At 45.3% G+C, this 22,073-nt stretch carries 18 protein-coding genes, 1 pseudogene and 1 riboswitch; of the genes and pseudogenes, 5 read left to right on the top strand and 14 right to left on the bottom strand.

The genetic code is table 11. The features are described 5' to 3' along the window. Window positions 1-15 precede the first annotated feature (15 nt). Window positions 16-1,455 (bottom strand): GntP family permease, encoded by a 1,440-nt coding sequence (locus CJU60_RS01185; RefSeq protein ID WP_095712687.1) that lies wholly within the window; start codon window positions 1,453-1,455, stop codon window positions 16-18. Window positions 1,456-1,686: 231 nt separating this feature from the next. Next, complete coding sequence (locus CJU60_RS01180; RefSeq protein ID WP_038954317.1) at window positions 1,687-2,529, bottom strand: methyltransferase domain-containing protein; 843 nt, start codon at window positions 2,527-2,529, stop codon at window positions 1,687-1,689. A gap of 896 nt (window positions 2,530-3,425) precedes the next feature. Then, window positions 3,426-3,527, top strand: a riboswitch (purine riboswitch). A gap of 127 nt (window positions 3,528-3,654) precedes the next feature. Between CJU60_RS01180 and CJU60_RS01175 the strand changes: the two genes are divergently transcribed. Continuing rightward, window positions 3,655-4,848: a NupC/NupG family nucleoside CNT transporter gene (locus CJU60_RS01175; protein WP_095712686.1), complete on the top strand. Its 1,194-nt coding sequence runs from the start codon at window positions 3,655-3,657 to the stop codon at window positions 4,846-4,848. A gap of 42 nt (window positions 4,849-4,890) precedes the next feature. Here CJU60_RS01175 and CJU60_RS01170 read toward each other — a convergent pair whose 3' ends face one another. The 3 genes from CJU60_RS01170 to CJU60_RS01160 form a co-directional block, all read right to left on the bottom strand. Next, window positions 4,891-5,565 carry a DUF3298 and DUF4163 domain-containing protein gene (locus CJU60_RS01170; protein ID WP_095712685.1) on the bottom strand — a complete coding sequence of 225 codons (675 nt, stop codon included), beginning with the start codon at window positions 5,563-5,565 and terminating at the stop codon, window positions 4,891-4,893. Between the two features lie 148 nt (window positions 5,566-5,713). After that, complete coding sequence (locus CJU60_RS01165) at window positions 5,714-6,004, bottom strand: hypothetical protein (protein WP_095712684.1); 291 nt, start codon at window positions 6,002-6,004, stop codon at window positions 5,714-5,716. Window positions 6,005-6,053: 49 nt separating this feature from the next. Next, window positions 6,054-8,114 (bottom strand): catalase, encoded by a 2,061-nt coding sequence (locus CJU60_RS01160; protein ID WP_095712683.1) that lies wholly within the window; start codon window positions 8,112-8,114, stop codon window positions 6,054-6,056. Between the two features lie 207 nt (window positions 8,115-8,321). Between CJU60_RS01160 and citH the strand changes: the two genes are divergently transcribed. After that, entirely contained in the window at window positions 8,322-9,602 is a 1,281-nt protein-coding gene (citH, locus tag CJU60_RS01155; protein ID WP_095712682.1) for a citrate transporter CitH, read from the top strand. Window positions 9,603-9,646: 44 nt separating this feature from the next. Here citH and CJU60_RS01150 read toward each other — a convergent pair whose 3' ends face one another. From CJU60_RS01150 to CJU60_RS01130, 5 genes are all read right to left on the bottom strand, one after another. Further along, window positions 9,647-10,753 carry a hypothetical protein gene (locus tag CJU60_RS01150; RefSeq protein ID WP_095712681.1) on the bottom strand — a complete coding sequence of 369 codons (1,107 nt, stop codon included), beginning with the start codon at window positions 10,751-10,753 and terminating at the stop codon, window positions 9,647-9,649. Between the two features lie 95 nt (window positions 10,754-10,848). Next, window positions 10,849-12,270, bottom strand: a complete 1,422-nt coding sequence (locus tag CJU60_RS01145) for a glycoside hydrolase family 1 protein (protein WP_095712680.1) — start codon at window positions 12,268-12,270, stop codon at window positions 10,849-10,851. Between the two features lie 19 nt (window positions 12,271-12,289). Next, the gene (locus CJU60_RS01140; RefSeq protein WP_095712679.1) at window positions 12,290-14,122 is read right to left on the bottom strand and encodes a beta-glucoside-specific PTS transporter subunit IIABC; all 1,833 of its coding nucleotides are present in this window, start codon (window positions 14,120-14,122) and stop codon (window positions 12,290-12,292) included. A gap of 310 nt (window positions 14,123-14,432) precedes the next feature. Then, window positions 14,433-15,266, bottom strand: a complete 834-nt coding sequence (gene licT / locus CJU60_RS01135) for a BglG family transcription antiterminator LicT (protein WP_024123382.1) — start codon at window positions 15,264-15,266, stop codon at window positions 14,433-14,435. Window positions 15,267-15,362: 96 nt separating this feature from the next. Continuing rightward, entirely contained in the window at window positions 15,363-16,043 is a 681-nt protein-coding gene (locus CJU60_RS01130; protein ID WP_095712678.1) for a hypothetical protein, read from the bottom strand. Window positions 16,044-16,253: 210 nt separating this feature from the next. Here CJU60_RS01130 and CJU60_RS01125 point away from each other — a divergent pair, with 210 nt between their 5' ends. Further along, the gene (locus tag CJU60_RS01125) at window positions 16,254-17,537 is read left to right on the top strand and encodes an MFS transporter (RefSeq protein WP_095712677.1); all 1,284 of its coding nucleotides are present in this window, start codon (window positions 16,254-16,256) and stop codon (window positions 17,535-17,537) included. A gap of 18 nt (window positions 17,538-17,555) precedes the next feature. Here the strand turns inward: CJU60_RS01125 and CJU60_RS01120 are convergent, their stop codons facing one another. After that, window positions 17,556-18,995, bottom strand: a complete 1,440-nt coding sequence (locus CJU60_RS01120) for a DEAD/DEAH box helicase (RefSeq protein WP_095712676.1) — start codon at window positions 18,993-18,995, stop codon at window positions 17,556-17,558. Window positions 18,996-19,076: 81 nt separating this feature from the next. Further along, complete coding sequence (locus CJU60_RS01115; RefSeq protein WP_095712675.1) at window positions 19,077-20,225, bottom strand: rhamnogalacturonan acetylesterase; 1,149 nt, start codon at window positions 20,223-20,225, stop codon at window positions 19,077-19,079. 164 nt (window positions 20,226-20,389) lie between these two features. Here CJU60_RS01115 and CJU60_RS01110 point away from each other — a divergent pair, with 164 nt between their 5' ends. Both CJU60_RS01110 and CJU60_RS01105 read left to right on the top strand, forming a co-directional pair. Beyond that, window positions 20,390-20,731, top strand: coding sequence for a PadR family transcriptional regulator (locus tag CJU60_RS01110; RefSeq protein WP_095712674.1), 342 nt, complete (start codon window positions 20,390-20,392; stop codon window positions 20,729-20,731). Further along, complete coding sequence (locus CJU60_RS01105) at window positions 20,728-21,249, top strand: DUF2812 domain-containing protein (protein WP_095712673.1); 522 nt, start codon at window positions 20,728-20,730, stop codon at window positions 21,247-21,249. Before CJU60_RS01110 ends, CJU60_RS01105 begins: the two co-directional genes overlap by 4 nt. A 213-nt stretch (window positions 21,250-21,462) precedes the next feature. Here the strand turns inward: CJU60_RS01105 and CJU60_RS21670 are convergent. Beyond that, window positions 21,463-21,591 (bottom strand): annotated as a pseudogene (locus CJU60_RS21670) (hypothetical protein); the annotation flags it as partial. Between the two features lie 17 nt (window positions 21,592-21,608). After that, window positions 21,609-22,064 (bottom strand): hypothetical protein, encoded by a 456-nt coding sequence (locus tag CJU60_RS01095; protein ID WP_095712671.1) that lies wholly within the window; start codon window positions 22,062-22,064, stop codon window positions 21,609-21,611. Between the last annotated feature and the right edge of the window lie 9 nt (window positions 22,065-22,073).

Genomic DNA, 22,073 nt, shown 5'->3' with positions numbered 1-22,073 from the left:
CCCTTTCGTTTTGTCCTATACAAGGCCCGTCAAACTGTAAATCGCGATAATCACAAATACGGCGGCGGTTTTGATGAGAGTAATCGCAAAAATATCCCGATACGATTGGCGATGGGTCAGACCCGTCACAGCCAGCAGGGTGATCACCGCCCCATTATGCGGAAGCGTATCCATGCCTCCTGACGCCATTGAAATGACCCGGTGCATCACTTCAGGCGGTATGTGATAGGTCTGAATCGCTTTCAAATATTGATCAGACATCGCACTTAACGCGATTCCCATTCCCCCTGAGGCCGATCCGGTGATCCCTGCCAGCGTTGTTGTCGTCACAGCTCCGTTTACAAGCGGATCCGTAAACGTATGTGAAATGCCGCTGCTCAGCTTATGAAACCCCGGCAGCGCAGCAATGACACCGCCGAAACCATACTCGGCGCCTGTATTCATCGATGCAAGCAAAGCGCCGCCGATCCCTTCATTCAGTCCTTCCTTTAGCTGTCCAAACACTTTTCTCCAATCAAACAAAATGGTTGCGATGATTCCGATCAGGAGGGCCAGCTCCACTGACCAAATGGCAACCGCGGAGGAGATATCAAGTTTCCCGAACTCTCCCAATCCTATGGCGGAAAAATCAAATTCATTCGGATACCATTTGGGAAGGAACGTGGTGAAACATTTGTTCATCACACCAACGAGAATAAGAGGAACAAAAGCGAGTGCGTGCCGGACCTTACTTGTGTCAGGCTCTAAGACCGGCGGGCTTTGTTCCGGGGCAAGATCAGATGGCTCACGCGCGGCAGAAATCTCCGATTGAAAACCGGCGTAGCCTTCGCCCGTTTTCTCTGCTTTTTTGCGCCTCGATTCCAAGTAGAACATACCCGCCGCCAGCACAAACACCGCACCGATCATACCAAGCCAAGGGGCGGCGTAAATGTCTGTTTTGAAAAACGTCGTAGGAATTACATTTTGGATTTGCGGTGTACCCGGCAGTGCGTCCATTGTAAAAGTAAATGCCCCGAGAGCAATCGTCCCCGGTATGAGGCGCTTCGGGATGTCAGCTTCTTTGAACATATTTTTCGCAAAGGGGTATACAGCAAAGACGACAACAAACAGGCTGACTCCGCTGTACGTTAAAATGGCGCCCATCAATACGATAGCGAGTGTTGCTCGTTTCGCCCCGACCAGTCTGACAATTGTCTTCGCAATGGAAGCCGCCAAGCCGGACATCTCGACAACCTTTCCGAAAATGGCGCCAAGCAGAAATACCGGAAAGTACAGCTTAATAAACCCCGCCATCTTTTCCATAAATATGGTTGAGAAAAAAGGAAGCACAAAGCTTGGATCTGTCAGCAGCACAGCAAATAAGGCGCAAATCGGAGCAAACAAAATGACTGAAAATCCCCGATAGGCGACAAACATCAGCAAACCCAAAGCCAAAAGAATAATAATAATGTCCACAAACATCCCTCTTTTCCGCTTGTCTGAGAAAAGGAAAGCGTTTACAAAATATCCCCTCCCTTTCCGTCATTTCTAATGCAAGTTCTGTGCCAGTTGCCAGAACACCATTTCAAGCCTCTCCCCTTCCATATTTACGGAAAATGCGAGATAACTATTCCAATCCGGTGGAAAATTCCGTTTTTGCGGAAAACAAGAAAGGAAAGCTCCTTTTTGGGAGCTTTCCTCTTTCACTCATTTCGTTCCGATTAATACATCGACATCAACTGTCAGCTGAGCCGATTCCATTTTTCTAAACCGGTTGATGTTTTCATCCGATGCGGACCAGGCTAACGGTGTCATGTTCAGAAGCCATTCTACGCCTTGCTGATGAAGCGTTTTGGTATAGCGCAGCCTCATCAGATGATCGAGCTGAAAATGTGTGGTAAAGCGCTCAATTGCAGGTGTATTGGAATAGGTTCTTCTTTCTGAATCTGCGTATAAAACCTGCCTTAGTTCTGTTAAATAATCTCTTTGAGGAACTACCTTTATAACCAAACCATCTTTTTTCAGCAGTCTGTGAAACTCTGCATAATTTGAAGGTGAGAAAATCGATAGAATGACATCAAATTGCCGGTCTTGAAAGGGCGCATTAGCTACATCGGCTACGGCCCACAGCTTTCCGCCACTATTTTTTGAAGCTCGTAAAATGCCATCCTTGGCAATATCAATCCCAATTCCGCGAACTGTTTTCTTTTCTTGAAGCAGATCGCACACCGCTTTCAAGTGGGTCCCCTCACCGCATCCGCAGTCTAAAATGGTTAACGTCTCTTTTTCAGACTTACGGTCACTGATCAAGTCAGCTATTGCCTGATGAAGCGGTGCAAAAAAATGATACTCTGCCATCAGCCGGCTTCTTGCTTCGAAAAGCCCCGCCCGATAGCTGCTTTTGACCGGCTTTGTCAGGAAATTTACGTACCCATGCCGGGATATATCAAACGTATGCCCGCTCTTGAAACAAACCAAACTTTTCCAAGATGTGACCTTCATTGAAGAATCGCAAATCGGGCATCGAAATTGAGAGACAAATTGATTCATATAAGCAGCATGCTTCTTTATGTTTGACACAAAAAACACCTCATTCATTCGTTTTTAAATAAATGAAAAAGGCATAGACAAATAAACCTGGGCCTATCTAACTTTTTGGCCAGATCTGGAATGTCGTCTATACCTGTCATTATCTATAACGAATGAATTGAATAATCATAAAAAAGAACTCCTTTTTGCTGCATAGAGGGTTTCCCCGCTATTATGATACAACAATCATCCAGGAATAGGAACTAAGATTCTCACCGAGAGGCGGCTGCCCGAACTCCTCACTGTTCAGAAGGTCAATTAATAAGCAGACTGCAATCTTCCTTCTTTCTCTAACTGAATGAATTGATCAGCATCAGGAAAATCCTCTTTACGAACGGATCGGATTTCAGTTTGCAGCCGGGTATCAATCAATCCGGGATACAGCTGATCCGCCTGCTCCAGACTGATGCTTTTAGAAAATGAACCCTGCCCCGCTTTTGACGTGCGGCAGCAGCTTTGTGAAGGCAGCAGATATTTAGTTGGAAGCTGACGAGATATTCATGATTCGCTTATCCGTTTTGATGTGCTTGTTGCGCTTCATAAAATGGAGGTGATCACCATAGGTTAATTGATCTGCAGGTATTTGTATCATCTCCTCCGCTTCATGTTGTTCGATCAGCCTTTGATTAGGCTGTCTTGACATACAGTACAGCCGATGGTCAGCATGTATTCATTTCTTCACCAATTCCTCTTGACGTGCCTGTGATGATGAAATGCTTCATTCCTGATCACAATTTCAGCATAGCAATCCAATGTGATTTTCCTTTATTTTCTCGACTTCGAAATATAAATTTATTATTTTGAAAATAGTTAAAAAGGTTGATTTTCAAAAAGTGAAAGGATAAAATACTGCTATCATCTTAGAAAAAAGACATTCTTGTATATGATCAGTAATATGGTCTGATTGTTTCTACCTAGTAACCGTAAAAAACTAGACTACAAGAAAGTTTGAATAAATTTGAACGAGTTGAAAAGGACAAGTTCTTTTCTGTTTGCTCTTATTTTTCACACTTTCTGCACTTCCAGAATTTGTGAAGGATAAGGGCTTTTTTCATTTCCATAATAAACCTCATAGGAGTTGCTATCATGTACTTTTTATTAAACCTTGTCGGTCTCATTGTGATTATGGCAGTTGTGTTCCTATGCTCCCCGCAGAAAAAGAAAATCCAGTGGCGTCCAATCATTACGTTAATTGTTCTGGAGCTTTTGATTACGTGGTTTATGCTGGGGACAAAAATTGGCAGCTGGGCCATCGGACAAATTGGAAATTTCTTCACCTGGCTGATTGCTTGTGCCAGTGACGGGATCGCCTTTGCCTTCCCTTCTGTGATGGCAAATGAAACGGTAGACTTTTTCTTCAGCGCACTTCTTCCAATTATTTTCATCGTCACATTCTTTGACATTTTAACTTATTTCGGCATTTTGCCATGGCTGATTGATAAAATCGGCTGGGTGATCTCAAAGGCTTCCCGCTTGCCGAAATTAGAGAGCTTTTTCTCTATTCAAATGATGTTCTTGGGAAATACAGAAGCTCTGGCAGTCATTCGCCAGCAGCTCACAGTATTAAACAACAACCGCCTGCTCACATTCGGCTTAATGAGCATGAGCAGCATCAGCGGCTCCATTATTGGATCTTACCTGTCAATGGTGCCGGCGACATACGTGTTTACAGCCATTCCTTTAAACTGCTTAAACGCGCTGATTATCGCAAACCTGCTGAATCCAGTGCATGTGCCGGAGGATGAAGACATCATCTATACACCGCCTAAAGAAGAGAAAAAAGACTTTTTCTCTACGATTTCTAACAGTATGCTTGTCGGCATGAACATGGTGATCGTTATTTTGGCAATGGTGATTGGATATGTGGCGTTAACGTCAGCAGTCAATGGCATTCTTGGCGTTTTCGTACACGGCCTGACCATCCAGACGATTTTTGCTTATCTCTTCAGTCCGTTCGCATTCCTGCTTGGGCTGCCGGTACACGACGCGATGTATGTTGCGCAGCTGATGGGAATGAAATTGGCGACGAACGAGTTTGTTGCAATGCTTGACTTGAAAAACAATCTGAAAACACTGCCGCCTCACACAGTTGCGGTAGCAACGACATTCCTGACGTCATTTGCCAACTTTAGTACAGTCGGCATGATTTACGGAACGTATAACTCGATCCTTGACGGCGAAAAGTCAACCGTGATCGGGAGAAACGTGTGGAAGCTGCTCGTCAGCGGAATTGCGGTATCTTTACTAAGTGCTGCGATTGTCGGTCTGTTTGTGTGGTAGAAACATTGAGCCATATCCCTTTTAAGGATATGGCTCTTTTGATTATTGATAAATAGAGGAAGGCACCTGCACATCCCGGATTCCGGCTGCATATGGTCCTAAGTCATACTGGCCGAAGACGATGGCGATTCCGTTTTTCGTAAAGTAAAACGTTGTGTCTTGGTTAAGGGTAATATCCTCTTTCTTTACATCAGGGAAAAACAGCGTGTCATGTTTTTTGATATAGCTGTATAGGTAATCTTTCGTTTTGCTGACTTTTGTTTTGGTATTCAGAATCTGATTCAGTGTCACCCGCTTTTGTGTGTTCAAGTCATAGTTGAAGGACTGAACAGACGTTAAACCATGGGCGCCGCCTGAATAGATATAATTGAGCGTTTGTATGCTGAGCTTGCCAGCCGCATTATATTTGACGCTGAAGGATGTTTGATATTCCGCGTTGAACCCCTGCTGTTCGCCTGCTATTTTGTTTTTCAGATATTCCTGATACGATTGTTCAATGTAGGCTTTCAGCTCTTGATTAATGTTCTTTTCAAACGCGGCATTCCCGATGTGATGCACCTGAGGATACTTTAATTCCTTGATCTTTTTGTACGTATGGCTGCTTACAGTCGGCGTTTTCGCTTGAACCGCTTGTAAAGATGGGGCCGCATATGCAAATACACTAAAAAGCAAAACAGCAGCAGCTACCGCATATTTCATCATTTTGTTCCATTTCATACAATCTCCTCCTTTTTGATCTTCTTTGTTTATCATTCCCTTTTTTCTGCAACGCACACTTTTATAGACTGATGAAGTGAAAAGAAGTTTCTAGGTCGATCTGCTCGATTTTTCCCAAATAAAAAAGAGACAACATACTGTCTCTTTTTTACTGTTTACGCTCAGCAATCACTTCGTGAACCACTTGTGCCAAATCAATATTCCCAAACATCTCCAACACCGCAATGACGGTCTGGTCAGGTATGTGTTCTGACTCGTTCTTCGGTACGATCAGTTCTTCCACTGTTTTTTTCAAGCTTTCATTCAGCTTTTGCTGCGGATATGCTTTGGCATATAGCTCCAACGGATCAAGATCATGGTTCACACACCATTGGGCAAACACTAATATCATCATATTTTCGTCGCGCTCGTAAGCCTCTGCGAGCTGTTTTTCGTTCATATGTCATGCTCCTTATGAAAAGTATCTTCCTCTAAGATACAGGAGCGAATCAAATTCGTCTATCCCAATGGCGGTGGGCGGCAACTGCTTCGATAAACGCTTTGCTAAAGCCGGTGTAATCATCTTCGTCTTTTGCTGACACAACGCCCGGCCCCTCTGTTGTGCCGACAGCTGATTTGAGGAGGTCAACTCCTGCGTTTGCCGCGCCGACCGCCTTATAGTGATTGTAGGCTTCTCTGATAAACGCCATCGCTTGTTTATCTTCTTTTAATTCAGGTCCTCCTGCGGCATAAACCGCGTCATACAGAACAGAGTCTGTCGTCAGGAATGTGCCGCTGACCTCAAGCTGCTGTCCGGCGCCGCTTGTGATATACCCCAGCGTTTGACTGATGATATCCGCTGTGATCCCTTCTTGTTTTAAGGCGTCCAGGACTGTTTGCAGTTCTTTTTCATCAAAACCATTGCCGGCGAGAACCGCGACTTTTCTCGTTGACGCTGCTTTCACTGTACGGGCTTGGCTTAATGCAGGTGAGGTAAGGATTTCTTTTGATGCTTTGCGTTTCGCCGGCGGCGCCACACCTACTCCTTTGGCGATTTCTTCTGCCAGGACAGTATCTACGTTGCTGAAGACATCTACGACCTGCCGCTGCACATCTTTGCTTTTGACCTTCCCGACCTCGAAGCAAAAGGCAGAAATGATGTGCTTTTTCTCAACCGGTGACATGCTGTTCCAGAACAGTTTTGCCTGTGAGTAGTAATTATTGAAACTGTCGCTCCGCTGGCGGATTTTTCTGCCCTCTACTTTCTCCTGATAGTGGACGTAACCGCCTTCTTCGGCTGACGCAGGAGACGGGTCATTGTTCTGCAGAGAGTTTTTATGATAAGCGACCGGCCCCTTGTTGATGGTCATCCGGTGATAACCGTCGTACTGGTTGTTATGGAACGGACATACCGGGCGGTTAATCGGAATCTCGTGGAAGTTCGGACCGCCAAGACGGATCAGCTGTGTATCCGTATAAGAGAAAAGCCGTCCCTGCAGCAGCGGATCATTTGTGAAGTCAATGCCCGGCACCACATTTCCCGGGTGGAATGCGACTTGCTCCGTTTCAGCAAATACATTATCCTGATTGCGGTTCAGCGTCATTTTCCCAATGATCTTCACCGGCACAAGCTCTTCCGGCCAAAGCTTCGTCGGATCAAGAATATCAAAGTCAAATTTGAATTCATCTTCTTCATCTATCATCTGCACGCCTAGCTCATATTCAACAACGTCGCCGTTTTCAATCGTTTCCCACAGGTCGCGGCGGTGGAAATCAGGGTCTTTTCCGGCAATTTTCTGCGCTTCATCCCATACGAGAGAATGCACGCCGAGCACCGGCTTCCAATGGAATTTCACGAAACGCGCCTTTCCTTGTTCGTTCACAAAACGGAACGTGTGAACGCCAAAGCCCTCCATCATCCGGTAGCTGCGGGGAATGCCTCTGTCAGACATCGTCCACATCACCATGTGAGCCGACTCTGGATTATTGGCGACAAAGTCCCAAAACGTATCATGAGCTGTCGCGGCCTGAGGCATTTCATTGTGCGGCTCAGGCTTAAACGCATGCACCAAATCCGGGAATTTGATCGCATCCTGAATAAAGAAAACCGGAATATTATTGCCTACTAGATCATAGTTTCCTTCTTCGGTGTAGAATTTCGTCGCAAAGCCTCTGGCGTCACGCACCGTGTCAGCGGAGCCTTTGGAGCCCGCAACTGTTGAAAACCGGACAAATACCGGTGTCTTCACCGAAGGGTCCTGAAGAAATTTCGCCCGGGTGAATTCTGTCATCGGCTCGTAAACCTGAAAAAAGCCATGCACGCCATACCCGCGCGCATGCACGATCCGTTCAGGGATTCTCTCATGGTCAAAATGGGTCATCTTCTCCCGAAAGTGAAAATCCTCCATCAATGTCGGGCCGCGAACTCCGGCTTTTAACGAATGTTCGTCCTCAGACACCCGTACACCTTGGTTTGTCGTCATTTTCTTTCCGCTGTTATCGACCCTGTACTGTTCGAGCTGCTCGTCTTTTGAGTGTTCATTGACTCGTTTGTTTTGATCATCACTCATGTCTGCTCCCCCTTTTCCTATTCCAGATCTCAAAAATAAACATTCTACAGCACATTTACCCGTGGCGATCTGCATATAAACTGCTCATCTGCTCTCTAGGTTTTTAGGTCTACTTGTCAACATGAGGTCATAAATATTTGAAATAAGCCTTCTCGAAGTGTGGAAGCGCTTACTAAAATTGTGCTGTTGAATGGGGGAGGTCATATCGTGCTTGCCATACTTGGTTTTGTGATGATCATTGTCTTCATGTATCTTATTATGTCTAACCGGCTTTCCGCTCTTATTGCCTTGATTGTCGTTCCTGTTGTGTTTGCCCTGATCAGCGGATTCGGCAAAGACCTGGGCGATATGATGCTTCAGGGTGTAACAGGCCTCGCTCCGACAGGCATCATGCTATTATTTGCGATCCTGTATTTCGGCATCATGATTGATTCAGGTTTGTTCGATCCGCTTATTGCCAAAATCTTATCCCTTGTCAAAGGAGATCCATTAAAAATCGCTGTCGGCACAGCGGTGTTGACGATGACCATTTCGCTGGACGGAGATGGGACAACAACGTATATGATTACCATTGCTGCGATGCTTCCGCTATACAAACGGCTCGGCATGAACCGGCTGGTGTTGGCGGGAATTGCAATGCTCGGGTCGGGAGTTATGAATATTATTCCGTGGGGAGGGCCGACTGCAAGGGTTTTGGCTTCTCTCAAATTGGACACGTCAGAAGTCTTCACTCCGCTGATTCCTGCTATGATTGCCGGCATTCTTTGGGTGCTTGCCGTAGCCTATATTCTAGGAAAAAAAGAACGGAAACGGCTCGGCGTCATCTCAATTGAACACCAGCACGCGTCAGATCCGGATACAGCGCCGCTCAAACGCCCCGCTCTCCAGTGGTTTAATCTGCTGCTGACTGTCGTGCTGATGGCCGCTTTGATCACCAGCCTGCTCCCGCTTCCTGTTCTTTTTATGATCGCATTTGCTATCGCCTTGATGGTGAACTATCCAAATGTAAAAGAGCAGCAAAAGCGAATCTCAGCGCATGCAGGAAATGCGTTAAACGTTGTCTCCATGGTATTTGCCGCCGGCATTTTCACAGGCATTTTGTCGGGCACAAAAATGGTAGACGCCATGGCGCATTCTCTCGTATCACTCATCCCTGACGCCATGGGCCCGCACCTGCCCTTGATTACAGCCATCGTCAGCATGCCATTTACCTTTTTTATGTCAAATGATGCCTTTTACTTCGGTGTTCTGCCGATCATCACAGAAGCCGCAGCTGCTTACGGAATAGATGCCGCAGAAATCGGCAGAGCCTCTTTGCTGGGCCAGCCTGTGCATTTGCTCAGTCCTCTCGTTCCTTCCACTTATTTATTAGTCGGAATGGCGGGCGTCAGCTTTGGCGAGCATCAAAAATTCACGATCAAATGGGCCGTGGGAACAACCATTGTGATGACGATTGCGGCACTGCTGATTGGGATTATTTCGTTTTAACGTGAGAAAAGGATTTCCGCTGCCGGAAATCCTTTTTTGGTAATTTAATTGATAAATTTTATGACAGGCAAGCTTTCAGCACCTGAAGCATAGTAGTAATTTAAAACACTGAAAAAGTCTATCGCTTTGCCGGTTTTCAGATCAACGATCAATATATGGTCCCCATAGTTCTGATCATCCGCATCAAGCCTTCTAGGTGTTTTTTTACCTAACGTATCAAGGAAAGAATCATCATAACCTACCCCCGACTGATAAGCTGATACATGATGCATAAAAAGCGTGCCTGTGTCTAAGTAAACCATGATGGCTGAGCTTGAACTTGCATAACTCGAACGATAAGTGACAGGGTCAGAAATATTTTTAACCTTCACATCAGAAATGGAATGGGTGCGCTGATTATACCCGCCTCCATAGGAAAAATAATATTCTCTTTCCCAGTCTAATGAAGATGTTTTCGTATTAGAATTGTACAGCAGTGTACCATTAGCATAAACGGAACCGTCTCCATACTCAGCAACAAAGGCTTGTAAATTAGACGTTACCGATTTTACACTTGAATAATTTGAAGGGTTTTTCGCATTTAACTGAATGTTATATGAATCTCCCGTCGTTCCTTCAGAGTAAACCCGGATCATATAATCGCCAGCGGGAAGCTCTTTTAAAAGCACTAAGTTCCCTGCTGCCATTGATATATTAGACGGCTGAGCTTCTCCTGTATCCCAATTGACAACATACAATTTCAGATGGTAATCGCTGTTGTCTGAAAGAATTCTTGTGATAAGGGTTCGATCTGACGAAGTACTGAAAAAGTACATATCATCAGGATTATTTTCATCAAGGACAGAGGTTGTATTGAAAACCTGGTCATCGGAGTTGTACATGGAACTTGTTTTAAAAACATTCTCATTCGAAGGCTTCTTCACTTTCATCTTTTCTGTTTTATTGTCCGTTTTAAGGCTTACTTGCTTCGCTTGATTTAATGAAACATCCTCAGTTTCCTTTTGTTTTTTCAGTTTTTCCTGCTGCTCCATGATTGGTTTATCTTTTAACACACTTTGCGCTGAGGCAGCATTTGAACTCATACATAAACTAAAAACAACAAGCAACACAGTACACAAAAAAGGCAGTGAAACAATTTTTTTGTTCTTCATATACAAACCCCTTTCCAATTTTATACTATACATATCGGCAAGGAGCTCGGATCATTTACATAAATATATTTATTTTCATAAATTGTTTATTTTTTCTATCGGTTCATTGACGCGCCATTCGAAGCAATCAGCTCTTTATACCAATAAAAGCTTTTCTTGCGAATACGGCGCAGGTCTTTCAGATCGAATTCATCACGATTGACATAGATGAAGCCGTAGCGTTTAGAACAGCCCTGGTGCGTGGAAATTAAGTCAATCGCAGACCACGGTGAGTAGCCGAATACGTCAACGCCGTCTGTAATCGCCCATTGAATTTGTTCAATGTGCTGCTTTACATAATCAATCCGGTAATCGTCATTAACCGTATCGTTTTCTTCGAGTTGATCGAAAGCGCCTAACCCGTTTTCTGTGATGATCAATGGCAGCTGGTAGCGGTCATAGATTTCACGAAGTGTGGAACGGAAGCCAACCGGATCAATTTCCCAGCCGAAATCGTTTTTCTTCAGGTTCGGGTTGGCGCTGCCGCGGTAGACGCCGTCTTCTCCCGTTTTCAAATGCTGGTCTCCTCCTCGCGCTGCCTCGTCCGAGCCGTCGCCTTTGCTTGCTTCCGCCGTTTGAGACGTGTAGTAGTTAAATGCGATAAAATCAGGCTTCGCAGATCGCAGAATCTCCATATCACCATCTTCAATGACTGGCGTATAGCCTTTTTCTTTCATATATGCCCAAGCTGTCGTGTTATAACGCCCGTGAACCGCCATATCTAAATAGAGCCAGTTGCGGATTGCATTGTAGTTGAAGGCTGCGACAACATCTTCCGGTTTTGAAGATGCCGGGTAAATCAGCGCAATGTTTGGAGCTGGGCCGATCTTGGCTTCCGGCAGCATCTCATGGCATAGATTCATAGCCTTCGCCTGTGCCACCAGCATGTGGTGATTTTGCTGATACAGTTCTTTTTTCGGGTTTTTCAGATTCGGATCAAGTGTGCCCAGCGCACTTCCATGCAGGATCATCATGTTTTGTTCATTGATCGTCAGCCAGTACTTGACACGGTCACCGAAGTGTTCAAACAGCACCTTCGAATACCGTTCAAAAGCGTCAATTGCAGATCGCTTTGACCAGCCTCCTTTTTCCTGCAATGCATTCGGCAGATCAAAGTGATACATCGTGACGATCGGTTCAATCTTATATTTGAGCAGCTCATCAATCAGATTGCTGTAAAATTCAATCCCCTTTGGATTGATGTCTCCGTCGCCATCAGGAATAATGCGCGTCCAGGCGATAGAAAAACGGTATGCTTTAAAGCCCATTTCAGCAAACAGCGCAACGTCTTCTTTATAACGGTGATAATGGTCGCTGGCTACCTTAAAATCAGTCGTTCCCTCAGGATAGCTGTCGCGGGCGTCAATCACTGAAGGCCCCTTTCCATCTTCGTTCCACGCGCCTTCAACCTGATAAGCAGAAGTTGATGCTCCCCACAAAAAGTTCTCCGGAAATGCCGCAAGTTTGTTATAGTTCATCGTTTGTTCCTCCAATGTTTTAGATTAAAGAAAGAATTCTTTCTTCTGTTTTGACTTGCTTTTGATCAGTTTGAATCACGTCGGTATATTGATCTGTATTTGTGATGATGATCGGCGTATTCATATCAAACCCTGCTTTTATTAACTCCTCTAAATCAAATTCAGCCAGCAGATCGCCTTGTTTGACGGCTTGCCCCTGCACCACTTTAGGATAAAAGTGTTTTCCTTCCAGCTTCACCGTATCAAATCCGAGGTGAATCAGGATTTCTGTTTCCTGATGGGTGATCATGCCGAATGCATGGCCAGTTGGGAAAACAGTCGTTATCACGCCATCTGCCGGAGCCACCAGCCGGCCTTTCTCCGGCAAAATCGCAATTCCCTTTCCAAGCGTCTCCGATGCGAACACCTTATCCTTCACTTCCGCTAACGGAATCACGCTTCCTTCTAATGGACTGCTGATCTGCTCATGATGTGTGGCAGGTGCTGGCGGTTCCGTTTTGGCATCTGCTTTTTCCGCGGGATCTTCAAATCCGACAATGTACGTTAGGATAATTGAGAGAATAAAAGATACCGAGATTCCCAAGATAAAGCCTGCAAACCCCTGTCCGTAGAAAATCGGGATGGTCAATAGACCCGGCGCACCTGAAGCGATGGCCACACTGTGAGCCTGCCCGATAATCGCCCCGCCAACAGCCGCACTGATGACACCGCATACAAAAGGTTTTTTCAGTCGGAGCGTCACCCCATAAACGGCAGGTTCCGTAATGCCGAAAATTCCGGTGACAGCGGCGGAGCCCGCAAGCGCCTTCAATTTTTTATTTTTCGTTTTTAACATGACTCCGATGGCGGCACCTGTTTGGGCAAACACAGCAGCTGCTGTAGCCGGTTTGATAGAATCCTGCCCGTTGACCGCAATATTGTTTAAAATAACCGGCACGATGCCCCAGTGAATGCCGAAGATGACAAGGATCTGCCAAAGGGCTGCGATTACGGCACCGGCCAGCATCGGATTAAAATGAAAGATCGCCAGAATCACAGCCGCGATGCCATTTCCGGCATTTACGCCAATCGGCCCGAACACGATTAATGTGAGCGGCACGACCATCACTAAACAGATCAGCGGCGTGATGAAGGTTTTTACACTGTCATGAATCAGCCTGTTTAGAAACTTCTCCATGCAGCTCATCACGAAAATCGCCAGGATGATCGGTATAACGGTTGATGTGTAATTCATTAAAACAACGGGAATGCCAAAAAAATCGGTATCCGCATTGCCATTCTTCAGTTCAATAATGGTTGGATAGATGAGCGCCCCGGCAACCGTGACAGACACAAACACGTTTGCGCCGAATTTTCGGGCAGCTGTAATGGCAAGCAGCAATGGCAGAAAATAAAACAGGCTGTCCGCGGCGGCATACAAAATCGCGTAAGTTGTATCCTCAGTTTTGAGCCAGCCGGCATTTGTACAGATCATAAGCAGGCCCTTTAAAATTCCCGCTCCCGCCATCACGCCAAGCAAAGGCGTAAAAATGCTCGATACGATATCAACCAGCCGGCCGAACAGATTCCCTTTCTGAGCATAACGCTCTGTTTGGTCATCCTGCAGCACACTTGATATCTTTCCAATCTCGCGATACACTTCGGAAACATGATTACCGATGACCACCTGAAACTGCCCGCCGCTTTCCACAACAGTCACGACATCGTCTAAAGCTTCTATTTTTTCTTTGTCTGCTTTTGAGCGGTCGTTCAGCGTAAAACGCAAGCGCGTCGCACAATGTACAAGCGAACGCACATTTTCTTCCCCGCCGACCAATTGTAAAATGTCTCTGGCTGCTGCCTGAATCCCCATTTCCCCTCATCCCTTCCGCTGAAAAATAAAAAACCTAAACTACCCCTGCCACAATAGGAACAAGTAGTTTAGGTTTTGCCTGCTGACCAGTAACAATCCTATAAAACTTCATCATTCGATTTTTCTTCAATTTTGCACCATCACCATCCCCTGAAAAAAATAAAAACCTAAATTACCACCAGCACAGACAGAGATCCTCCGCACTCATCGTAATTTAGGTTTTGCCTGCTTATCAGTAACAATCCTAAAATCATAATATATTGATGTGAGAAAAAATTAACACACGAAAACAAAAATGTCAACGCTTTCATCATGTTTGTTTGACGACCCTTTCAATATGAATCGTTAAGTACAGCAGCTCGTCCCTGGTGAGTTTGTGTTCATATTCTTGTTCCATATACGCTTTGATTTTCTTCGTGCAGTCATACGCGCGATGATATTTTTCTTTCACCGTTTCCAGCAAAAAATCGTCCTGGCTTTCAAGATAAGTTCCGTTAAAAAGACGCTGCGCGAAAAACTTCAGGTGAGTGACAAACCGGTAATAATGCAGCGATTCTTCATCAAATTCAATATTAAAATGATATTTTACAATACTTAAAATCTCTTGCATCACTTTTGTAATGTTAATGATATTGGGCATCTCTTCATTGAGTTCGGCATTCACGATATGGAGGGCAATAAAACCTGCTTCATCCTCCGGAAGGGAAACACCTGTCTTGTTTTTCACCATGTGCAGCGCTTCTTTGCCAATGGCAAACTCATCTTTGTACAGCCGTTTGGTTTCCCACAGCAAAGCATTTTTGATATCAAGGCCCTTTTTATTGCGCTGTATGGCAAAGTTAATATGATCGGTCAGCGACACGTAGATGCTGTCGTTCAGCTTTTTGCCAAGCTGTAACTTCGCATAGCTGATAATGTCCTCACACACTTCCATACACTCGAGCGGTATTTCATACAAAAGGGTTTTAAATTTCTCTGATACATCCTTGTTATCGAGAGTGAACACCTTCTCAATGCGTGCTTCATCGACCTCGTCGCCGGACTTTTTTTGGAATGCGAGCCCTCTGCCCATGATGACCAATTCTTTCCCTTGTTCATTGACCACACTAATTACGTTATTGTTGATCACCTTCGCAATCTTCATGACATGTCCCTCCAATCAGCTAAGAACAGACTACACCTTGATTGTACATTCTTTTTGTACTAGGTCAATATCTTCAGGGAAAGAGCAGCGATCCGGTCAATATACTTCACTCAGCACCGTCTGCCCGCTCTGTTTCTGAAGCAGCGCCTCAAGATGGCGTTCAAAGGATTCCTTATCTGCCCCCTGCTTCTTGACTATGCCATTCATTAAGTTGATGCTTTCGGCATTGTATTTCGTATATTGTTTTTTCAGCTGATCCAGCTGTTTTCTTGTTTGTTTAGCGTTTTTCGGGGTGACCTGATTGATGAGCGCGATCATGCTGCCGGTAATCTCAAAAAAGGTGTCTCTATTGTCTTTAAGCTGCTGATTCTCATTGCGGCTCTTTTCTTGATTGCGGGTTTTTTGTAGCATTGCGAATGCCTCGCTGTTTTGTTTTTTGAGCCGCCCGTTTTCGAGTTTAATGGATTCAAGATTTTTCTTCGCTATGTCTGCTTCCTCTTCTGTCATGCTGCTGCGAATGAAATATTCAGGGTTGCCGATCCCATAATCAAACGTCTCGCTTACGTGTACCATAGAACTGAAAACAACCGCCAGCTGCATATCGTTTGATAGGGTCTGAAAGTCTTGCTTTTTCTTGCTGCCCAGTGATTTTATCATGCTTTGTTTGATCGTCTTTTGATCATGTTGGGCAGCGTTCTGAACATCGCTTTCGCTTTCACATGCGCTCATCGCAAGAACAGCGACCAGCAGGCTTATCAACAAGCCTATTCGCCTCATGCTCTGTCTCCTCTCTGCTGAAACCCTTCTGGAAAATGCGGCAAAATATAGTTAAATCGTACCAGATACATGATGTGTCAGCAATAAACCAAAAGTATTATTTGACCTATATAGAACATAAACATTTTGTAAAAATTGACCACGGTTCCATCCTTTTCTATGCGGTTTCTCGTACAATAGAAGTATCGTTACTGGGGAGGGGCTCTGCAGATGAAACGTTTTACGAAACAAGAAAACAGCTGGGTTGTATATGACTGGGCAAACTCTGCTTATTCCATTGTCGTCACAACCGCGGTATTTCCGTTGTTTTATAAATCAGCCGCTGCGGAAGGCGGTGTCAGCGCTGCTCAATCAACTGCTTATTTAGGTTATACGATAGCGATTTCTACCTTTATTCTCGCCATGCTCGGCCCGATTTTAGGAACCATCGCCGACTATGAAGGCTGCAAAAAAAAGTTCTTCGGTTTCTTTGTGTCAGCCGGTGTCGCCTGTACCGCGGCGCTTGCATTTATTCCAAGTGAACATTGGCTGCTATTGCTGCTGTTCTATACCATATCGGCTGTCGGTTTTTCCGGCGCCAATGTATTCTACGACGCCTTCCTCGTTGACGTCACGCCTGAGGAACGGATGAATCTCGTCTCCGCCCGCGGCTTTGGCTTAGGCTATATCGGCAGCACGATCCCATTTATCCTCAGCATCGCCGTCATCCTGCTCGCACAAGCAGAAACGATTCCGATGTCTGTGTCTGGCGCAAGCCAGCTGTCCTTTTTTATAACGGCCGCTTGGTGGGGACTGTTTACCATTCCGATGCTGAAACACGTTCATCAGCGCTATTACATCAAAAGAGAACCCCGCATCATAGCCAACAGCTTTAAACGCCTCGGACAAACGTTGAAACGGATCCGGCAGTACCGGGCGCTGTTCCTCTTTCTGCTCGCTTATTTCTTTTATATCGATGGAGTCGGCACCATTATTACGATGTCGACCTCTTACGGGTCAGATTTGGGCATCAGCTCCACAAGTCTCCTGATCATCCTGTTTGTCACTCAGGTCGTCGCCGCGCCGTTTGCCATTTTATACGGAAGACTGGCGGAACGCTTCACAGGGAAAACAATGCTGTACGTTGGCATCGTCATATATATGATTGTCTGCGTATATGCGTATTTTCTGGAAACGACGTTTGATTTCTGGATTCTAGCCATGCTTGTCGCCACCTCGCAGGGCGGCATTCAAGCATTAAGCCGCTCCTATTTCGCCAAGCTCGTCCCGAAACACCATGCAAATGAATTCTTCGGCTTCTACAATATTTTCGGGAAATTCGCCTCGATTATGGGGCCGCTGCTCATTGCCGTTACCGCCCAGCTGACCGGGAAATCCTCGACCGCGGTGTTCAGCCTGATCATTTTGTTTGTGATCGGAATTGCGATCCTCGCGTTTGTGCCGGAAGAGAACAGTGCCGATGTCAGCCATCACAAAAATGACCTGCCCCTTTAACTGGGAGCAGGTCATTCATCATTTATTCGCTTTATTCACCTTAAGCTTTTTCCCTTTGACGGTTGTATCCTTCATGGCTTTGAGAACATGTGGGCCTTTTCCGTTTAAAATTTCCACGTACGAGGCGTTATCCATGATCGTAATGATGCCAATGTCATCAGCAGAAACCCCGTCGATTTTAGCGATCGTTCCGACAAAATCAACGGCTCTGATTTTCTTTTTCTTTCCGCCGTTAAAGTACAGCTTCATGATGTCTTTATTCAGCTCTTCGCTCTTGTCTTTTTTGATCGCCGGACGGTCTTTCAGTTTAGCGAGAAAATCCGGTTTCTTTTTTGCGACATCCTCTTGGGATGGGGCTTCTAATTTCTGAATCCCGAATCCGATATAGTCTTCTATTTCAGTCAGGAACCGCTTTTCAAACGGCGCCACAAATGAAATCGCTTTTCCCTGATTTCCGGCTCGGCCTGTCCGTCCAGTACGGTGTACGTAGCTTTCTTTCTCAAGAGGCAAATCATAGTTGATGACAAGGGCGATATTTTCGATATCGATCCCCCGCGCGGCGACGTCTGTCGCGACTAAATAACGGTACTCGCCTCTTTTAAATTCATTCATGACGTCAAAGCGGTCTTCCTGAATCATCCCGCCGTGAATTTTATCGCATGGATATCCTAAGTCATCCAATTCATCAGTCAGCTGATTGACATGCTCTTTCGTCCGGCAGAAAATGATGCAGCTGTCCGGGTTCTCAGTGATAAGTACATCCTTCAGCAAAGAAAACTTATTCTCTTCTCTGACTTGAATCACCGCATGTTCAATATTCCTTGTTGTGAGGCCGGCCGCTTTGATTTCGATATGCTCTGGGTTTTGCATATATTGACGGCTTAATTTCTCAATATCCTCTGGCAGTGTCGCAGAAAACAGCATCGTTGTGCGCTTAACCGGGAGATGCTTGATAATCGCCTCCACCTGATCGATGAAACCCATATTCAGCATCTCATCCGCTTCATCAATGACCAGATAGGAAAGGCGATCCAGCGGCAGCGTGCCTTTTTCAATATGATCCAGAACACGCCCCGGAGTGCCGACAACAATATGGCTTTTTTGCTTCAGCTCGGCTTTTTGTTTATCAAAAGATGATTTTCCAAACACAGCTGTCGCTTTGATTCGTTTAAATCTTCCGATGTTCGTGATATCCTCTTTTACTTGCACGGCAAGCTCACGGGTCGGCGTCAGCACCAGTGCCTGCGGTTTGTTTTCGTCCCAATCCGCCAGCTCACAGAGAGGAATGCCAAACGCAGCCGTTTTCCCGCTTCCCGTCTGTGATTTGACGACAAGATCTTTTCGTTCAAGGGCTGCCGGAATCACGTTTCGCTGCACCTCGGTCGGTTCTGTATACCCCAGTCCTTCCAATGCTCGTAAAATGTCGTGACTGATTTGATAGTTTTTAAAATGACTCATGTATAAACTCCTGTCTCTTGCAGATGTTCTCATTATACTCTAATTAACGGCGGTGTATGTGTTTTGCTGAAAAATGACGTTTTAGAAGCCATCAATCCCCTGTCTTTTTAGTTCCTGAACGGCCAATCGCGCCAGTACATCGGCACCCGCGCGGTTCGGATGCAGCGTATCTCCATTCATATAAAGGGCAAGCGTTTTTTCCGGACCGATCGATGTAAAGTAAGATGAACTGAGGACATTCAGGTCAATAAGCCTTGTTTTTTCTTCATCGGCCAAAGCCAAAATAGAAGCCCTGTACCATCGGTTTACAGAGGAATGGATGCCTTCAGAAGTAAAGTCTGTCGCCCGGCCCTGCGGTGTTGAAAGGATGACTTCCGCGCCCTTTGCTTTCACCTGCCGGATCATATCACGCATAATCTCCTTAAATTCCGCTTCAGATTCATTATGCTTCGGATTTGTATCGTTAATGCCGAGCTGCAAAATAAAGTAATCACCCGGTTTGATGTACTTCAAGATCGCCTCAAGCTGTCCGTCATTTCGAAACCCTCTCGCAATCTGCCCGCCTGACGCCATGTTTCTCACTTGAAAGGTATGCTTGTCGACATAGTGAGGCAGCATTTGCCCCCAGCCCGCCTGCTTGCTGCTGTTGAGCGGATAATAATTGCACACCGTCGAATCGCCGCCGATATAGATCGTTCGGTTTGTCACCGGCTGATCAGACAATTTCTTGATCTTCAGGGCGCTGAGCGTAAAAGCGGTACCCGCCTTGCCTTCAGTCACCAGCAGATTCAGCTGCCCGTCGGTGACAGGGATTTGGAACGTATCCTCCGCACCGTCTCCCGTCATATTGATGACCTGATACACACCCTCCGCCGCCACGCTTGCCCTCGCCGTATTGCCCAGCGTCACCTTCACCTCATAAAGGCCATTCGGAAGATCCACATTAAACGTGTTGTCGCTTTTCGTCCCATACGCCAAAAATTGAACCGCATCACTTTTCACGCCCGTCCCGGATGCCGCCACATCCTTCATATGTTCCGGCGTTTGAAAACCGTAGCCCTTTGATGGGTTATAACGGTCAGACGCCCTTACCCCAATGTAATCAGGCTCAACCGAACCGCTCCCAAAGTCAAACTGATACACCTTCGGCTCAGACGCCTTCAAACTCTCCGCCCCGCTGAAACACAACATCAACATCATCACAAAACCCGCCGTTATCCATTTTTTCATTAAGAATCCCCCTCTATGAAAACGCATTCATTAATGCATACTCGGTGATTGTTTCTTTATGATGACTGAACGCAGAAAAAAATTGCATTGACAAAAGAAAAGGAAGATTTTATTATATCAATAATTGATATATCATTAGTTGATATAAGAAATGAGGTGACCGCTTGCCAAAGCAACGTCCGCAAGAAATGGATCAGCTTACCGATCCAGCCTATTATATTGTCTTAACCTTGCTGGAGCCAAAACACGGCTATTCGATCATGCAGGAGATTGAAGACATGACCGATGCCTCCTTTACGATCGGCCCAGCTACCTTATATACATTGTTAAAGAAATTATTGCAGGAAGAGATCATTGAGCTTGTCAACAACGACAACCCGCGCCGCAAAGTGTACCAGACCACCCTGCACGGCCAAGAATTACTCAAAAAAGAAATGCAGCGCAGAAAAATGATGGCGGAACACGGCGAACGCGCTTTTCAACAATTGAAAGGGGATTCATCATGAAACAGAAAAAATATATGATGTCTGAAGGATTGGCCTTTTCAGAAGAAAAAGATATGAAGAAACTCAGCGATATGGCCAGCAAAGGCTGGTTGCTCGATTCTTTTGCGGTTATGGGGTATAAACTTAGAAAAGCTGAGCCGCGGAAATTGATCTACAGTATTGATTATCATGATGTTGGGGAAGAAAGCTTGGCGGAATACACCGAGATGTTTGAAGCGGCCGGATGGGAACATGTTTGCTCTTCACAAGGTATGCATATCTTTTCGGCTGTGCCCGGGACTTCGCCGATATACAGTGATCAATCCACCTTGAGAGAGAAATATAAAAGAAGCGAAAAAGACGTTCGAAACGTCACCTGCACCTTGAGTTTCCTGACTCTCTTGTCCATTACAATCCATTATGTAACCGGATTATCAAATTGGGTGCCTTTGTTTTTTCTGATTGTGACTATCCCGTTTCTCGTGACATATGCGGCAACAAAAGCAAGAACGCTTGGAAAGTGGGGAAAATCAGTGTGACTTCTTGTCACACTTGATCACATCCCATCCTCCGCAATAGAAACTCATTTGGTTTTCTTGATCATACACATAATAACGGAGCCTTTCCCATTGATCGTCAGTCGGTAAAAGCTCCAAGTCAACCGCATCGATGGATTCAAGATCATCCAGCTTCGATGCACTGATGTCTTCAAACCGCAAATGAATGTCACAGGTTTGAGCGGATAGTTTTAATTCAAACACAGGAATATGAAAATAACGATCATCTGCTTTCATATAGAAAGAAAACTCGTTTAATGTAAATGGACCTGTATCCGCATCAGAAAGATGTTTTTTCATTTTCTCGTATTGTGTGATATTCATATGGATTCCTCCTCCTTTTATGTTTCATCGCCAACCATATAGATCTCCGCAGCATCGTATTCAAACCACATGATCCGTTCGCCTGAGTCCGTTAGGCACTGGAGTTTGCCTTCGGAAAAATAGTTTTTATCCGGTTGAGGGTCAGTGATCAGAAAAACATCATCATTGATGGAAGCTAACAGAGATAGAAAACCTGCAATGTCCCGATCTGTTTCATGTACTATGCATTGGAAATGAAATTGCCTTTTCGCCAGCTTCGTCACTTTGTAAGCATAGCCTTTGAAAAACTCTGACAGGTCTTCTATAAATGAACCACCCGTTATCACCTGTATCATGATTCGCTCATAGGCAAGCCCCTGCCAAAAACGATAAAAAGACTCAGCATCTTCAAGTTCGCATGACATAACGGTTTGGTCAGGCTTAAGCTCGATCATGTCCAAATTGCCAATATTGTTTATAGAGGTTTTTTCCATAAAATCCTC

It is taken from the genome of Bacillus sp. 7705b (assembly GCF_002289525.1).
Lineage (GTDB): Bacteria > Bacillota > Bacilli > Bacillales > Bacillaceae > Bacillus > Bacillus halotolerans.
The sequence above is the reverse complement of the archived record's forward strand: the minus strand, read 5'-3'. Positions and strand labels throughout refer to the sequence as shown.

What these genes read in the sequence shown, in the direction of transcription:
- CJU60_RS01180 (WP_038954317.1), bottom strand. Translation starts at nt 2,529, where the DNA reads ATGAATCAATTTGTCTCTCAATTTCGATGCCCGATTTGCGATTCTTCA.
- CJU60_RS01175 (WP_095712686.1), top strand. Translation starts at nt 3,655, where the DNA reads ATGTACTTTTTATTAAACCTTGTCGGTCTCATTGTGATTATGGCAGTT.
- CJU60_RS01170 (WP_095712685.1), bottom strand. Translation starts at nt 5,565, where the DNA reads ATGAAATGGAACAAAATGATGAAATATGCGGTAGCTGCTGCTGTTTTG.
- CJU60_RS01165 (WP_095712684.1), bottom strand. Translation starts at nt 6,004, where the DNA reads ATGAACGAAAAACAGCTCGCAGAGGCTTACGAGCGCGACGAAAATATG.
- CJU60_RS01160 (WP_095712683.1), bottom strand. Translation starts at nt 8,114, where the DNA reads ATGAGTGATGATCAAAACAAACGAGTCAATGAACACTCAAAAGACGAG.
- CJU60_RS01150 (WP_095712681.1), bottom strand. Translation starts at nt 10,753, where the DNA reads ATGAAGAACAAAAAAATTGTTTCACTGCCTTTTTTGTGTACTGTGTTG.
- CJU60_RS01145 (WP_095712680.1), bottom strand. Translation starts at nt 12,270, where the DNA reads ATGAACTATAACAAACTTGCGGCATTTCCGGAGAACTTTTTGTGGGGA.
- CJU60_RS01140 (WP_095712679.1), bottom strand. Translation starts at nt 14,122, where the DNA reads ATGGGGATTCAGGCAGCAGCCAGAGACATTTTACAATTGGTCGGCGGG.
- licT (WP_024123382.1), bottom strand. Translation starts at nt 15,266, where the DNA reads ATGAAGATTGCGAAGGTGATCAACAATAACGTAATTAGTGTGGTCAAT.
- CJU60_RS01130 (WP_095712678.1), bottom strand. Translation starts at nt 16,043, where the DNA reads ATGAGGCGAATAGGCTTGTTGATAAGCCTGCTGGTCGCTGTTCTTGCG.
- CJU60_RS01125 (WP_095712677.1), top strand. Translation starts at nt 16,254, where the DNA reads ATGAAACGTTTTACGAAACAAGAAAACAGCTGGGTTGTATATGACTGG.
- CJU60_RS01120 (WP_095712676.1), bottom strand. Translation starts at nt 18,995, where the DNA reads ATGAGTCATTTTAAAAACTATCAAATCAGTCACGACATTTTACGAGCA.
- CJU60_RS01115 (WP_095712675.1), bottom strand. Translation starts at nt 20,225, where the DNA reads ATGAAAAAATGGATAACGGCGGGTTTTGTGATGATGTTGATGTTGTGT.
- CJU60_RS01105 (WP_095712673.1), top strand. Translation starts at nt 20,728, where the DNA reads ATGAAACAGAAAAAATATATGATGTCTGAAGGATTGGCCTTTTCAGAA.
- CJU60_RS01095 (WP_095712671.1), bottom strand. Translation starts at nt 22,064, where the DNA reads ATGGAAAAAACCTCTATAAACAATATTGGCAATTTGGACATGATCGAG.